Origin of the sequence: Granulicella sp. L60, assembly GCF_009765825.1 — a bacterium.
GTDB lineage: Bacteria > Acidobacteriota > Terriglobia > Terriglobales > Acidobacteriaceae > Edaphobacter.
The window spans coordinates 121,547-137,189 of record NZ_LMUR01000018.1 but is presented as its reverse complement, the minus strand read 5'-3'; the positions used below and the strand labels follow the sequence as shown (position 1 = coordinate 137,189).

Genomic DNA, 15,643 nt, shown 5'->3' with positions numbered 1-15,643 from the left:
TTCCTGCCCCGAAAGCACATACCGCCTACCGTCATTTGGACGGAGACCGCAGCCTTTAAGTATACCTAACGCAGCAAAACATCCCCATAACGAGACGGAACAGTCAACAACAGCAACACCGTCGCAACGACCACAGCCACGAAAGCCAGGACGCTCCCCTCCGGCCCAACCGCGCCTCCAGTAATCAACGCCGATCCGGCAGGAACAAAAGTAAAAATATGCCCCTGGTCCATATACCCACTACCAGCCGCCCCAAACAGCGGAGCACTCGCCAGGTTCCATCCCGCGTGATACCCGATCCCCCACCAGATCGCCCCGCTCCGAAACACCGAGTAAGCCAGCAACAGTCCCGCCGCAAACAAACGAACCATCCAGATAGCACTAGCCCCAGGGTTCGCCCCGTGAACAAGCGAAAACGCAAGTGCCGAGACCACCATCGCAACTCTCATCCCAAATAATCGAGCCATAAGAATCAAAATCAAAGCCCGAAACAAAACCTCTTCACCCGCCGCCCCAACGATCTCCCCCACCACCCACGCCGCCCCATACCCAACATGCACCGCAAACGAGCTCGGCGAAGTATGCAGCTGCGCATCACCAAACGCCACAATCCCGAGAACGGTCGCCATCATCACCGCAAGACCAACAGCGAGCCCCTTCAAAAAATAGCTCACCTGCCGCCTGTCGCAACGCAACACCTCGACAATCCCCGTCCGATCGATCCACGCAACCAAACCAGTAACGATAAGCCACCAACTCAGCCTCAGCACAACGAGCAGATTGAACGCAGAACAAAGAAGCGTATGCGGCACCGGCGAAGGCACGATACCGAGCATCCTCCGCGCTGCATGATACGGCACATCCAAAACCGGATCCTGCAAAAAATAGCCCGCCGCCACAACTCCCATAGCGATCACAACGCGAATCCGGCTCGCACGCGACATCGCTCTCAGTCCACTCTCGATAACCACTCCTCGCCCACCATATCTTCCCGCCGACCAACGGGAGGCCCACCTCATCCTATCCCGCCACGTCCAGGTACGTACCGGGGCCCCCACAAACAGGTCTTCGTTTGTGGGGTGGCCGAGCGCAGTGGGCCCGTCCGGCGGGACAAGCCTCTAAGGTATCCTTCCTCACATGGTCCCCGCCGTCACCACCACCGGCCTCACTCGCCGTTTCGGCAACTTCACCGCCGTCCAGGACGTCAACCTCACCGTCGCCCCCGGCCAGTTCTTCGGCTTCCTCGGCCCCAACGGGGCCGGCAAATCCACCACCATCAAGATGCTCACCGGCCTGCTCGCACCCACCTCCGGCTCCATCCAGATCCTCGGCCTCGACGCCTCCACCCATCCCCTCGAAGTCAAGCGCCAGATCGGCGTCGTCCCCGAAGGCCTCGCCCTCTTCGGCCGCCTCACCGCAGCCGAATACCTCCGCTTCGTCGGCCGCATGTACGGCCTTGACACCGCCACCACCACCGCACGCACCGCCGAACTCCTCGACTTCATGGGCCTCGCCAACGAAACCAAAAAACTCATCACCGACTTCTCCCACGGCATGCAGAAAAAACTCGCCCTCGCCGCCGCCGTCATCCACGGCCCCAAAGTCCTCTTCCTCGACGAGCCCTTCGAAGGCGTAGACGCCATCGCCTCCGGCACCCTCAAGACCATGCTTCAAGGCATGATTGCCCGCGGCGCCACCATCTTCCTCACCTCGCACGTCCTCGAGATCGTCGAGCGCCTCTGCTCCCACATCGCCATCATCGACCACGGCCAACTCATCGCCAACGGCTCCCTCGAAGAGCTCCGCGCCGGCGTCCACGCCCGCAACCTCGAAGCCGATAGCACCTCCTCCGCCAACAACCAGACCCTCACCCTTGAACAGATCTTCCTCAGCATCGTAGGCAGCGAGTCCGGCTCAAATTCCGCAGCCTCCCATCCCGAACAGGAGCTCTCATGGCTGGGCTGACGCCAATCGATGGGGTAACGCCAGTGGCCACGCTGACGCCGAACCCAACCCAGCACCCAACCCCACCACCACTCCTCGTCTGGACCCGCACCCAAAGCCGCGCCCAGTTCGCCGCCCTCGCCCAACTCCGCTGGTGCCTCTTCCGCAACAGCTTCCGTCGCAAAGGCGGCATCGGCGAACTCATCGCCCGCATCATCTTCCTTCCACTCCTCGCCGCCATCGCCCTCGGCCCCATCGTCGCCGCAGGCTTCGGCGGCTACTTCATCATCGCCGCTAACCGCCTCAACCTCCTTCCCGCACTCACCTGGGGCATCTTCGCTCTCTGGCAGCTCGTCAGCATCAACATCTCCCCACCCGCGCTCAGCTTCGACATCAACACCATCATCCGCTTCCCCCTCAGCTTTCCCCGCTACCTCACCGCGCGCCTCTTCTTCGGCCTGCTCTCTGCCGCCAACGTCATCGGCACCCTCGCCGCCCTCGCCGCCGACATCGGCATCTCCATCGCCCGGCCCTCCCTCGCCCCCTGGGCCACACTCCTGCTCGCCCTCTACGCCCTCTCAAACATCTTCTTCACCCGCATGATCTTCGCCTGGATCGACCGCTGGCTCTCCACCCGCCGCGCCCGCGAAGTCCTCACCGGCCTCGTCCTCTGCGCCTCGCTCGGCTTCCAATACCTCAACGTCACCTTCAACCCCGGCCTTCAAGGCCCGCACCACCACCCCTCCACCCACCTCCCTCTTCTGTTGAAGATCTTCCACGCCATCCAGCCCATCGCAGCCCTCCTGCCCCCAGGCCTCGCGTCCACCTCCATCCTCAGCTTCCATCAGAGCCACGTCCTCGCCGCCATCGCATCCCTGATCGGCCTCATCGCCTTCGCCGCACTCTTCCTGGCCATCTACGCCTGGCGCATGCAGCGGGAGTTCCGCGGCGAAAACCTAAGCGAACTCAACCAACCCGCACCATCATCCACGCAACCCGCACCACGCCCCAGCATCCTTCCCAACACCCAACCCATCGCAACCCATCGCAGCCCCCTCGGCCTCAGCCCCACCCTCGCCGCATGCCTGCAAAAAGAGTTCATCTACCTCCGCCGCAACACCAACCAGCTCTTCGGATTCATCGCCCCCATCTTCATGGTCTTCCTCTTCGCCAACCGCATCGGCACCAGCGGCCGCTTGGGCGACTTCATCTTCCCGGTCGCCGTCGCCTACTCCATCCTCGGCGTCTCCATCCTCTCCTACAACTGCCTCGGCATGGACGGCCCCGGCATCCAGCTCTACTTCCTCACACCCACCCGCCTGCGCGACGTCTTCCTCGCCAAGAACCTCGTCGGCTTCCTCCTCAACCTCATCGAACTCGTCCTCATCTTCGTCGTCCTCGCCTTCGTCGCCCACCCACCCTCGACCCTCATCGCCCTCGCCACCCTCTGCTGGCTCCTCTTCGCCGCCTTCACCAACGGCGCCATCGGCAACCTCCGCTCACTCTCCGCACCAAAAAAGATTGACCTCTCCAAAGTCAGCCGCAAACAAACCTCGCAACTCAGCGCCTTCATCGCCCTCGCCGTCGTGGCTGCCTGCTGCGGCATAGGCTTCGCCGTCATCGTCCTCACCCAGCGCCTCAATCGCCCCCTGCTGATGATCCCCCTCTTCCTCCTGCTCGCCCTCGCCGGTCTCATCTTCTACACGCGAGTGCTCAACCGCCTCGACACCATCGCCCTCAACCACCGCGAAGCCCTCTCCGAAGAGCTTTGCAAACCCTGACCGCCACCCGCCTTCGAAGCTCCTGCATCTTTGCAGTACAGTAAATCTGTGAGTCCAAGCACATCGAAGGTCTTCAGCTCATGGCGCTCAAACACACATGTCGTGCCGCCCTCCGCAGCCCAAGCCCAATCCTGTTTCTGGCCGTTCTCCTCACAGCCCCCCACACTCTCCAACCCCAAACTCCCGACCTCCCCACCTCCAGCAGCCGCGACGCCAACACCGAAGACGATCTTGCCAACTGCCGCGTTCACCGCGTAACCACCCTTCCCGGCAGTCACCTCTTCGCCAGCGACTTCATCGAAACCATCGCCACCGACCCCGCCACGCAAGATCCCGACACCCTCTGGGGCCTCACCGCCGACATGAGCAACCAGCTCCCCGCGCAGGATCAAGCCATCTACATCTCGAAGTCCACCAACGGCGGCGCAACCTGGACCCAGATCGCCCGCATCGACTCCAGATACTTCGACGCGAAGATCGGCGAAGGCCTCCGCAAAGGATTCATCGTATCTCCCGGCGCAGCCAACTTCGTGGTCACCACCCAGCGCGGAGCCTTCCAAATCTTCCCGCAGACCAACCCCGCCGCCACTCTGATCAAACCAATCCCCGGCCCAAGCGTCCCCGATACCCAACCCAAACTACCCATCCCCAAGAAGAGCGGCGACCCCGTACGCGCCAACGCCCTTGCCATGACACCCGACGGAAGACACCTCATCATCGGTTACGGCTACTTCGACCTCACTCCCCAAATCCTCACCTATCACCAGGACGACGACGGCTCATGGATCGAAGACGGCGCCTTACTTCATCCTCCCACCGCCATGGACATCCTCTCCATGCAGTTCGACGATCCGCAAAATCCTGACCCGAACTATCTCTACGTCGGCACCGGCGATCAGGCCTACCTTCTCAATCGCCGCAATCTAAAGTGGAGCCGCATCGAAGGCGTAGGCCCCGACTCCGCAATCCACGGAATGAGCGTCGTCGGAGGTCTTCATCTCGCCGCCTGCTGGGCACTGTACGTCCCCAACGGACCCGGCGCCGTACGAAGAGTCACCGACGCAAGATTTCTCTTCCATCGCTCCTCCGACGAGATCAGCTCCAACCTCCGCGCCTACACCATCGACGTCGATCCCTCCACGCCAACCCGCGAGGTCGTCACCGCGCTCACCGGCGTCTACACCAGCGAAGACAGCGGCACCACCTGGAGAAGGCTCAACGATCTTCCCGACGAAGAGTTCCGCTCCGCCCACTTCAACGCCGACGGCTCCATCCTCGTCTCCGGAATCGCCGGCACCTTCCTCGTCAATCCATTCTCAGACACCTGCTCCCCCCGCCTCAAAACTCACGTCAAATAACTCTGCCGCGGTCTGCTCCTTCCTCACACTCCGACCGCACCGTATGACAAGATAAAACCAGCCCCGCCCATCAAGCCTTCGAGGAAAAGCATGAACCTGTGGCCCCGCAAGACCGCCGTCGCAATCGCCCTCACCCTCTCTTCCTGGCAGATCGCCCACACCCAGACTGCAGCGCAGACCACGACCGAGCAGCCCGACAACTATCAGTGGCTCGAAGACGTCTCCAGCCCCCGCTCCACGGCCTGGGTCAAATCCGAAAACGAGCGCTCCGCCAAGATCATCACCAGCGACCCGCACTACGCCGCCCTCGCCGCCTCCGCGCTCAAGGTCCTCGAATCTCCCGAACGCCTCCAGATCCCCGTCTTCCGCGAGGGCGAGGTCTACAACACCTGGCAGGACGCCCAGCACGTCCGCGGCATCCTCCGCCGCACCACGCTCTCCAACTACCTCACCGCCAAACCCGACTGGCAGACCGTCATCGACTACGACGCCCTCGCCACCAAGGACAACGAGAAGTGGGTCCAGAAGGGCCTCAACTGCCTCTACCCCGGCAATCGCCTCTGCCTCGTCTCCCTCTCCGCCGGCGGCGAAGACGCCGAGACCCTCCGCGAGTTCGACCTCAAATCCGGCAAGACCGGAGCCTTCGTCGACAACGGCTTCGTCCTCCCCAAATCCAAGCAGGAGGTCACCTGGGTCGATAAGGACACCCTCCTCGTCGCGCGCAACTGGGGTCCCGGCACCATGACCACCTCCGGCTATCCCTTCGTCGTCAAGCTATGGAAGCGCGGCACCCCGCTCGACCAGGCCAAAGAGGTCTACCGCGGCCAGGAATCCGACGTCAGCGCCCACGCCGTCTCCCTCCACGACGCTCAGGGCCACCACGCCGTCATCTTCGAACGCGGCATCAACTTCTTCGAAGCCGAGTACTCCCTCCAAACCCCCACCGGCCCGCAGAAGATCGCCATCCCCGGCAAATCCGATCTCGGTGGCCTCCTCGACGGTCAGCTCATCCTCACCCTCAACGAAGACTGGAAGCCCTCCGGCCTCGACACCACCCTCCCCCAGGGCTCCGTCGTCTCCCTCAGCCTCGAGGCCGTCGAAAAAGATCCCACCCACCTCAAGCCCACCACCATCTTCGCCCCCACCGCCCAGGAGTTCGCCCAAGACGTCTCCATCACCAAAAATCACCTCATCCTCACCACCCTCGATCACGTCCAGGGCCGCGCCTACATCTACACCCGCTCCACCTCCGGCACCTGGACCAGCGCCAAACTCGACATACCCGACAACCTCAGCGTCGAAGTCGTCACCACCGACCACTCCAACAACCAGTTCTTCCTCGAAACCACCGGCTTCCTCAACCCCACCGCACTTCTCCTCGGCGACGCCCCCGCAACCACCCTCAAGCCCGCCAAGACCCTCCCCACCCAGTTCGACGCCTCCAACCTCCTCGTCGAACAGCTTCAGGCCACCTCCACCGACGGCACCAAGGTTCCCTACTTCGTCGTCCGCCGCAAAGACATCCCCTACGACGGCTCCAACCCCACCCTCATGACGGCCTACGGCGGTTTCCAGGTCTCCGAGACCCCGCGCTACAACCCCATCGCCGGCAAGCTCTGGCTCGAACGCGGCGGCGTCTACGTCCTCGCCAACATCCGCGGCGGTGGCGAGTTCGGCCCCGCCTGGCACGATGCCGGACTCAAAACCCACCGCCAGCGCATCTACGACGACTTCTCCTCCGTCGCCCAGGACATGTTCACCCGCAAGATCACTTCGCCCCGCCGCCTCGGCATCGTCGGCGGCTCCAACGGCGGCCTCCTCATGGGCGTCGAGTTCACCCAGCACCCCACCCTGTGGAACGCCGTCGTCATCCAGGTCCCGCTCCTCGACATGCTCCGCTTCGAGCACATCGCCGCCGGAGCCTCCTGGGTCGGCGAGTACGGCACCACCACCATCCCCGACGAGCGCAAATTCCTCGCCCACATCTCCCCCTACAACCAGCTCAACCCAAACACCACCTACCCCGAACCCCTCATCTTCACCACCACCAAAGACGACCGCGTCGGTCCCGTCCACGCCCGCAAGTTCGCCGCCCGCCTCGAAGAGTTTCACAAGCCCTTCTTCTACGACGAGATCGTCGAAGGTGGCCACGCCGCCGGAGCCGACCTAAAAGAACAAGCCCACACCTGGGCCGAGCAGTACACCTACCTCACCCTCAAACTCATGAACTAAACATCGCTTGAACTATCCACACTCCAACTTCTAATCACCCAAGGAGCTTCTCGAAGCCTAAGTTCCTTGGGTATCCTCCCTGGGTATCCAAAGGACCTTAATACCCAAGAGCTCTTGCTTCTAGGAACCCCAAGGCTTTAGCCTTGGGTCTCTCACCCTCGCCCAGAATGGGGCTTTAGCCCCTGGGGTATGCCTTTCCTTCCGCTTCCAACGTACTCAGATTCAACTCCCCAGCCCCGCACAGAAAAGAAGCCGATGCCGCAATTCTCCAACCCGCTAGCCCCCATCCAGATCCCCTCCTGGCTCCAACACCCCTGGCTCCGGCACGGCTTCAGCACCCGCCTCGGCGGCATCTCCACCGTCTACAGCGGCAACACCCTCAACCTCGGCTTCACCAAAGAAGACGACCCCGCCTCCGTCCGCGAAAACCGCCGCCTCCTCACCGACGCCGTCTTCCCCTCCGCCACCCTCATCGTCCCCCGCCAGATCCACTCCGCCCTCACCCACACCGTCACCTCCCCAACCGAGCCCCCGATCGAAGCCGACGGCCTCATCACCCACCTCCCCAACATCCTCCTCGGTATCGGCACCGCCGACTGCGTCCCCATCCTCGTCGTCGACACCCGCCTTCGCATCGCCTCCGCCTTTCACGCCGGTTGGAGAGGAACCGCCGCCCGCATCGTCGAATCCGGCATCTCCCACCTGCGCCAGACCTACAGCTCGCACCCCGAAGACCTCATCGCCGCCATCGGCCCCAGCATCGGCCCCTGCTGCTACGCCGTAGGCGAAGAGGTCCACACCACCTTCTTCGAAAACTTCTCCTACGCCCCCCACCTCTTCACCTCACCCACTGAGCCAAGCGAGACCCGCCTCAACCTCTGGGAGGCCAACCGCCTGCAACTGGCCAGCTCCGGCCTTACTCCCAGCCACATCACCACCCTCAATCTCTGCACCGCCTGCTCCCGCGACCACAACGGCCAGCGCAGCTTCTTCTCCCACCGCGCCGAACACGGCAACGCCGGCCGCATGCTAAACGTAATCGGCATCGCCCCAGCCGCATCCTGACCCATCCAAAAGACGGTAACCGTACGCCCCGATTACCTTTTCGCCCCCATCCCGTCTACAATTGGTGCCATTGCCGCACTTTGAAGCATCAAAGTGCCAGAGAAGTGACAGAGAATGACGGCAATCAGGAATAGCTTCCCTAACTCCTTTTTGTTTCAACAAAAGTTTGCATCCTTCCTCGCGGGTCTGTAATATACCGCGATTGTAGACATGAGAGTGAACGTGCCCAGCATAGCCCTACAGTTTCTTCGTTCCCGCATCGGTAAAGTCTGTGTCGCCATCATCGGCAACACGCCAGCAGAGATGCTTGAAAAAGCCAGCGCCGTCATCAAAGAGACGCCCTTCCTCGAGTTCCGCCTCGACTACCTCGAGAAGCCTCTTCTCGCCATGCCCAAGCTCAAGCAGTTCATCGCCGACAACGGTGCCGTCACCTGCATCGCCACCTGCCGACGCGCAGCCAACGGCGGCAAGTTCAAAGGCGCCCTCGCAGCCCAGCTTGAGGTCCTCACCAAGGCCGCCGAAGTCGGATTCCACATCGTCGACCTCGAACTAGAATCCGCCGAATCCCTCAAAAAAGGCGACCTCCAGAAGCTCCGCGAGACCGGTGTCGGCATCATCATCAGCCACCACGACTTCAACGCCACCAAGGATCTCGACGGCATCTACAAGCGCATCCAGCCCATGGAGCCGGACTTCATCAAGATCGTCCCCACCGCCAAGACCCTCACCGACAACGTCACCCTCATGCGCTTCATCGAACGCATGGACGACCACTCCAACATCGTCGGCGTCTGTATGGGCGACGCGGGCATCATCTCCCGCGTCCTCGGCCTCCGCGCCGGCTCTGCCTTCACCTTCGCCGCCGCCACTGCAGGCGAAGAGACAGCCCCCGGCCAGATCGCAGCCCGCACCCTCATCGAAACCTACCGCATCGATCAGGTCGACGCAGCCACCAAGGTCTACGGCGTCGCCGGAAACCCCATCAAAAGCTCGCTCTCGCCCGTCATGATGAACACCGCCTTCCGCCGCGAGACCGTCAACGCCGTCTACCTCGCCCTCCAGGCCACCAAGATCGCCGACCTCCTCAAGCTCGTCAACGAGATCCCCATCCAGGGCCTCTCTGTCACCATGCCGCTCAAGCAGGAGATCATGGCGCACCTCGAGAAGACCGACCCCCTCTCGGCCAAGATCGGCGCCTGCAACACCGTGCTCCGCGCCCAGGACGGCAAGCTCTACGGCTTCAACACCGACGTAGCCGGCATCATCGGGCCTCTCGAGAAGCGCATCTCCCTCCGCGGTGCCAAGGTCCTCGTCCTCGGTGCCGGTGGCGCCGCCCGCGCAGCCGTCTTCGGCCTCCGCGACAAGGGTGCCGAGGTCTTCATCCTCAACCGCACCCCCGAGACCGCCCAGAAGCTGGCCAAACAGTCCGGAGCCAAGGTCATCAAGAAGGAAGCCCTCGCCAAGACCCCGATGGACGTCATCATCAACGCCACCCCCATCGGCATGACCGGCATCAAGGGCGCACAGCTCCTCGAAGCCAAGGATCTCAACACCAAACTCGTCTTCGATCTCGTCTACAACCCGATCGAAACCCCGCTCATCCGCATGGCCCGCCAGCAGAACATCCCCATCATCACGGGAATCGAGATGTTCGTCCAGCAGGGCGCACGCCAGTTCGAGATCTGGACCGGTAAGCCCGCCCCCGAGGAAGAGATGCTGAAGGTCGTCATCCACACCCTCCGCCAGCAAGCCGAATCAGCCGCCGCCGAAGCCCCCCCAACACCCCCAGCCACAAAGTCAAAAAAGGCCTCCTAACAACCACGAAGAAGCCCTTAGCAAACCACCAAGAACCACACAAAAATACCCAAAAGCAAACCCCGGAACCCTCCGGGGTTTTCCTTTGACCCTTCCTTCTGCTTGGCCTTGGCATTGGCAGTACCCTTGGCATTGGCATTGGTTTTTGCTTTTGCTTTTGCTTTTGCTTTTGAGATAGCCCAAGGCTTTAGCCTTGGGTCTCACGGTCCGGAAAATGGGGCTTCAGCCCCTGAGATATGCCTTCCTACCCCCGCCAACAACCCCAAACAAATAGACCCGCCGACACTGCCCAAAATGGGGGCTTTAGCCCCTGGGGTATGCCCTCCTGTCCACGCCACGAACCAAAAACAGGACAGATCGATTCAACCCCTATCCAAACCCTGTCAAGCCCACATTAATCTAACTCATTGAAAATGAGCAAGATCCCCGTGACGTAGGAGTTATCCCTGGCAACTTATACTGGATATAGAGATTAAAAAAATCTAAACCTCTTCAAAAGCCGAGCCTAGTCCAGTAAACCCTTTAGTAAGAAATATTTAGCTATAACCCATTTAGAAAGAAATATTTACAGGAAGCAAAAACTGTAAACTATTTATTCTAATGAGTTTAGCTAATGGGAGGGGGGAGGGGTGGGGTACCCCCTCTTCCCTCACGGACGGGCTCCTATGCGACGCGGAGAGCGGTCATTCCATGGCTTTTTCTGCCGAGGCCAACACGAAGAACCACCCTCCCGTTGGTCGGAATCGACAACGAAAGAGTGGCATCAATCAGCAGATCGATGAAAAGTAGTGCTAAGTGCTCTTGCCCTCAGCCGAGGCGATCTTCTCCTCAGCCTGACGGGTAACGGCGTTGGCCTCATCGTACTTCTCGCCATCGTCACCAGCCTCCTGCCAGAGCTTCTCGCCCTCTTGCAGCTCCGTCTGGGCCTCGGCAACATTGATCTCATTCGGATGCAGCGCAGTCTCTGCCAGGATCGTCACACGCTCCGGCAGAACCTCAACGAAACCCCACGCGACGAAAAACTTCTGATCGCCCGAAGTTCCGCCGTGCAACCGCACCTCGCCCGCGCCAAGCTCCGCCAGCAGCGGTGCCGCGCCGTACAGCGCTTCAAGATAACCCGACCGCGAAGGCAGCTCCACCGCCTCCGCAGTCGCATCGAGCAGGACACGGTCCGGCGTTACCAGCCGAACCATCAACAGCCCCGAGTTGGATGTATTCTCTGCCATGATTTATGCCGTCTGCTTCATCTTCTCTGCGGCTGCAATCACGTCTTCGATGCCGCCCTTCAGGTAGAAGGCCTGCTCAGGAATATCGTCGTGCTTACCGTCGATGATCTCCTTGAAGCTGCGGATCGTGTCCTCGACCTTGACGTAAGCGCCCGGAATACCGGTGAAGATCTCGGCCACGTGGAACGGCTGCGACAGGAAGCGCTGCACCTTACGCGCACGAGCCACGGTGATCTTGTCCTCTTCCGACAGCTCGTCGATACCGAGAATGGCGATGATGTCCTGAAGGTCCTTGTAGCGCTGCAGGATCTTCTTCACGCCCTGCGCCACATCGTAGTGCTCCTGCCCAACGATGCGCGGAGACAGAATGCGCGACGTCGAAGCCAGAGGATCGACCGCAGGATAGATGCCAAGCTCCGACAGCGGACGCGAGAGCACGGTCGTCGCATCGAGGTGAGCAAACGTCGTCGCAGGCGCAGGATCGGTCAAGTCGTCCGCAGGAACGTACACAGCCTGCACCGACGTGATGGAACCCTTCTTGGTCGACGTAATACGCTCCTGCAGCTCGCCCATCTCGGTAGCAAGGTTCGGCTGATAACCCACAGCCGAAGGCATACGGCCAAGCAGCGTGGAAACCTCGGAACCGGCCTGGGTGAAGCGGAAGATGTTGTCAATGAACAGCAGCGTATCCGCACCCTCTTCGTCGCGGAAGTGCTCGGCGACAGTCAGGCCGGTCAGCGCCACGCGCAGACGCGCCCCTGGGGGCTCGGTCATCTGGCCATACACCAGCGTGGCCTTGCTCTTCGGAAGGTCCTTGAGATCGATAACGCCCGACTCCTGGAACTCCATCCAGAGGTCGTTACCCTCGCGGGTGCGCTCGCCGACGCCGGCGAAGACCGAGAAACCGCCGTGCTGGCTGGCAACGTTGTTGATCAGCTCCTGAATGATGACGGTCTTACCCACACCCGCACCACCGAACAGACCGATCTTTCCGCCCTTCAAAAACGGCTGGATAAGGTCGATGACCTTGATGCCGGTCTCGAACATCTCCTCCGAGGTCGACTGCTCATCGAACGCAGGAGCCTGCCGGTGAATCGGCATATGCACCTTCGCGTTAACCGGGCCAAGCTCGTCGACCGGCTCGCCAAGTACGTTGAGCACACGGCCAAGCGTCTCGCGGCCCACCGGCACCATGATGCCCGCGCCGGTATCGATCGCCTTCATGCCGCGAACCATGCCTTCGGTCGCAACCATCGCGATGCAGCGCACACGGCCTTCGCCAAGGTGCTGCTGAACCTCGACGACGACGTCGAGCGGGGTGGGAACGACGAAGCCTTCGCTGACGATGCGCAGCGCCTGGAAGATCGGCGGCATGTGCGCCTCTTCGAACTGAACGTCAACGGCCGGGCCGCTGATCGAAATCACTTTTCCAATATTCTCTGCCATAGGTCTCTTTCGTTACGCAGTTGCCTGTTGTTACAGAGCGGCCGCGCCACTCACAATCTCGATAATTTCCTTCGTAATCGCCGCCTGCCGCACACGATTCATCGTGAGCGAAAGTGCGTCGATCATATCTCCAGCATTGTTGGTCGCCGAATCCATCGCAGTCATACGAGCTGCATGCTCCGCCGCAGCCGACTCCAGCAGCGCATGAAAGATCTGCGTCGTCACATAACGCGGCATAAGATGACGAAACAGACGCTCAGGCTCCTGGTCGAAGATGTAATCCACCTCAGCCGTTCCAAACTTCTTCGCCTCAGCCTCGACCACTGTCTCTTCTGGCACATTGACGCTGATTCCAGCAGTCTTCGCCGCGTGAGCTGCCGCTTCCCTCTGCTCTTCGGACATCTCCTCCGCAGCAGTGATCTCGTGGGATCCGAGCTTGCGAATTGGAAGGAGCTTTTCGACGACGACGCGCTGCGCGATGACTGACTTGAACTCGTTGTAGACCAGATAGACGGAGTCGATCTCGCTACGTGTATAACGCTCAACGATATCGCGGGCCATATCACTGACATCATCAATCTGGATCTTCAACAGCATCGTCGGATGATCGCCCGTAACTTCGATCGGCGAAGCGCGGTGGCGAAGCGTCTCGAAGTGCGTCGAGAGATCGTTGTCGTAGTGCTCTTCCGTCTTCTCGTAGACAGCCGCAGGATAGCGCTTGCGGAAAGTGTCCCGCGCCTTACGGCCGACTGGCTCGACGTCCACGTTCTGTCCAGCAGCACGCCTGGAATCGATGAAGTTCTGTGCTGCCTTGACAATGTTCGAGTTGAACGCGCCAGCGAAGCCCTTGTCGCCCGCGACCACAACCACAAGGACATTCTTCTCTTCACGCTCGACCAGCAGAGGATGCATCACATCGCCTGTCTCATCATTGAAGAGGTCCGAGCGGCGCACCAGCGACTCGAGCACATTGGTCAGCATCTGCGCGTAGGGCCGAGCCTGCATGGCACGCTCCTGCGCGCGACGAAGCTTGGCCGCCGAGACCATCTTCATGGCCTTGGTGATCTGCCGCGTGTTCTTCACACTGCGGATGCGACGTCGTAAATCGAGGACGTTTGCCATGGTTTACTTATTGCCCACCATCGCGGTTGCCTTCGTGGAGTCGGGCGCAGCAGCCTTTGCACTTGCATCTGCCTGGCTCTTGCGATCGGCGAGAAAGTTGCCCTTGTACTCTTTGATCGCAGCAGTCAGACGCTTCCGCAGATCATCATCGAGCGCCTTCTTGGTGGCGATATCGGTGAGGATCGAAGCCTGCGCACCTTCGAGGTACGGATAGAAGCCATCTTCAAAGGCACGAAGATCCTTCACCTCAACGTCATCAAGCAAGCCGTTGACACCAGCGAAGAGAATCGCGACCTGCTTCTCTGCCGGGAGCGGCTGGAACTGAGGCTGCTTGAGCAACTCGGTCAAGCGCTGTCCGCGGTTGAGCTGCTGCTGGGTCACCTTGTCGAGATCAGAGCCGAACTGGGAGAACGCCGCAAGTTCGCGATACTGCGCGAGATCGAGCTTCAGCGTTGCGCCCACCTGCTTGGTCGCCTTAGTCGCAGCCGAGAAACCTACGCGCGAGACCGAGAGACCGACGTTGACAGCGGGGCGAACGCCGGAGTTGAAGAGGTCTGTCTCAAGAAAGATCTGGCCATCTGTAATAGAGATAACGTTGGTCGGAATGTAGGCCGAGACGTCGCCGGCTTGGGTCTCGATGATCGGCAGGGCCGTCAATGAACCGCCGCCGAGCTTCTCCGAGACCTTGGAGCTACGCTCGAGCAGACGCGAGTGGAGATAGAAGACGTCGCCCGGATACGCTTCGCGGCCTGGTGGACGACGGAGCAGCAAGGAGATCTCACGATAAGAAGCAGCGTGCTTGGAGAGATCGTCGTAGATGATGAGCGCATGCTTGCCACTGTCGCGGAAGTACTCTCCCATGGCGGTTGCAGCGAACGGAGCAAGATATTGCATGGGTGCAGGCTCGGATGCCGTAGCGGCAACAACGATGGTGTAAGCCATCGCGCCATGCTCTTCCAGTGTCTGCACAACCTGCGCAACCGAGGACCGCTTCTGCCCGACAGCGCAGTAGATGCAGATGAGGTTGTTCTTTGCCGAGTTGATGATCGTGTCGAGCGCGATGGCGGTCTTGCCGGTCTGGCGGTCGCCAATGAGCAACTCGCGCTGGCCGCGTCCAATCGGAATCATCGTATCGATGGCCTTGATGCCGGTAGCCATCGGCTCACGTACAGACTGACGATCAATGACGCCAGGAGCGAGCCGCTCGACGGGCAGAAACTTGTCGGTGTTGATAGGTCCCTTGTCGTCGATGGGCTGACCGAGCGCGTTAACAACGCGACCGATAAGAGCCTCGCCGACGGGCACAGACATGATCTTGCCAGTGCGCTTCACCTGATCGCCCTCGCTGATCTCGGTATAGTCACCAAGCAGTACGGCGCCGACCTGATCTTCGTCGAGGTTCATGGCAAGTCCTGCCACACCGTGCGGGAACTCGATGAGTTCGCCGGCCATGACCTTGTCGAGTCCGTGGACGCGCGCAATACCGTCGCCAAGGGAGATGACGGTTCCAACTTCATCCACCTGGATGCGCTGCTCAAAATTTTCAATCTGCTGGCGAAGCAGTTCTGTTATCTCATCCGCCTTGATCTTTGCCATGTCTTCCTTCTACTCGATTCGTGTCAAATCTGAAAAAACTTAGCGCCGTCTCCGGCAA

Annotated in this window: 11 protein-coding genes; 6 read left to right on the top strand and 5 right to left on the bottom strand. The window is 60.9% G+C overall.

The genetic code is table 11. The features are described from left to right. Positions 1 to 65: 65 nt before the first annotated feature. Complete coding sequence (locus GSQ82_RS10975) at positions 66 to 944, bottom strand: CPBP family intramembrane glutamic endopeptidase (protein WP_158792341.1); 879 nt, start codon at positions 942 to 944, stop codon at positions 66 to 68. A 193-nt stretch (positions 945 to 1,137) separates the two neighbouring features. Between GSQ82_RS10975 and GSQ82_RS10970 the strand changes: the two genes are divergently transcribed. The 6 genes from GSQ82_RS10970 to aroE all read left to right on the top strand — a co-directional run bounded on the left by GSQ82_RS10970 (position 1,138) and on the right by aroE (position 10,195). Further along, entirely contained in the window at positions 1,138 to 1,965 is an 828-nt protein-coding gene (locus GSQ82_RS10970; RefSeq protein WP_158792340.1) for an ABC transporter ATP-binding protein, read from the top strand. Further along, on the top strand, positions 1,953 to 3,725 hold the full coding sequence (locus tag GSQ82_RS10965; protein WP_158792339.1) for a hypothetical protein: 1,773 nt from the start codon (positions 1,953 to 1,955) through the stop codon (positions 3,723 to 3,725). Before GSQ82_RS10970 ends, GSQ82_RS10965 begins: the two co-directional genes overlap by 13 nt. 80 nt (positions 3,726 to 3,805) lie before the next feature. Further along, the gene (locus GSQ82_RS10960; RefSeq protein WP_158792338.1) at positions 3,806 to 5,083 is read left to right on the top strand and encodes a hypothetical protein; all 1,278 of its coding nucleotides are present in this window, start codon (positions 3,806 to 3,808) and stop codon (positions 5,081 to 5,083) included. Between the two features lie 90 nt (positions 5,084 to 5,173). Continuing rightward, complete coding sequence (locus GSQ82_RS25355) at positions 5,174 to 7,315, top strand: prolyl oligopeptidase family protein (protein ID WP_158792337.1); 2,142 nt, start codon at positions 5,174 to 5,176, stop codon at positions 7,313 to 7,315. Positions 7,316 to 7,570: 255 nt separating this feature from the next. Next, positions 7,571 to 8,380, top strand: coding sequence for a peptidoglycan editing factor PgeF (gene pgeF / locus GSQ82_RS10950; protein WP_158792336.1), 810 nt, complete (start codon positions 7,571 to 7,573; stop codon positions 8,378 to 8,380). Between the two features lie 222 nt (positions 8,381 to 8,602). Continuing rightward, positions 8,603 to 10,195 carry a shikimate dehydrogenase gene (gene aroE / locus GSQ82_RS10945; RefSeq protein WP_254061581.1) on the top strand — a complete coding sequence of 531 codons (1,593 nt, stop codon included), beginning with the start codon at positions 8,603 to 8,605 and terminating at the stop codon, positions 10,193 to 10,195. A 791-nt stretch (positions 10,196 to 10,986) separates the two neighbouring features. Here aroE and atpC read toward each other — a convergent pair. The 4 genes from atpC to atpA are packed head-to-tail and all read right to left on the bottom strand — an operon-like array spanning position 10,987 to position 15,585. After that, positions 10,987 to 11,421: an ATP synthase F1 subunit epsilon gene (gene atpC, locus GSQ82_RS10940; protein ID WP_158792334.1), complete on the bottom strand. Its 435-nt coding sequence runs from the start codon at positions 11,419 to 11,421 to the stop codon at positions 10,987 to 10,989. Between the two features lie 3 nt (positions 11,422 to 11,424). After that, positions 11,425 to 12,867 carry a F0F1 ATP synthase subunit beta gene (gene atpD / locus GSQ82_RS10935; RefSeq protein ID WP_158792333.1) on the bottom strand — a complete coding sequence of 481 codons (1,443 nt, stop codon included), beginning with the start codon at positions 12,865 to 12,867 and terminating at the stop codon, positions 11,425 to 11,427. A 30-nt stretch (positions 12,868 to 12,897) separates the two neighbouring features. Next, positions 12,898 to 13,989, bottom strand: a complete 1,092-nt coding sequence (locus GSQ82_RS10930; protein WP_158792332.1) for a F0F1 ATP synthase subunit gamma — start codon at positions 13,987 to 13,989, stop codon at positions 12,898 to 12,900. 3 nt (positions 13,990 to 13,992) lie between these two features. Continuing rightward, positions 13,993 to 15,585, bottom strand: coding sequence for a F0F1 ATP synthase subunit alpha (gene atpA, locus GSQ82_RS10925; protein ID WP_158792331.1), 1,593 nt, complete (start codon positions 15,583 to 15,585; stop codon positions 13,993 to 13,995). Positions 15,586 to 15,643: the final 58 nt, after the last annotated feature.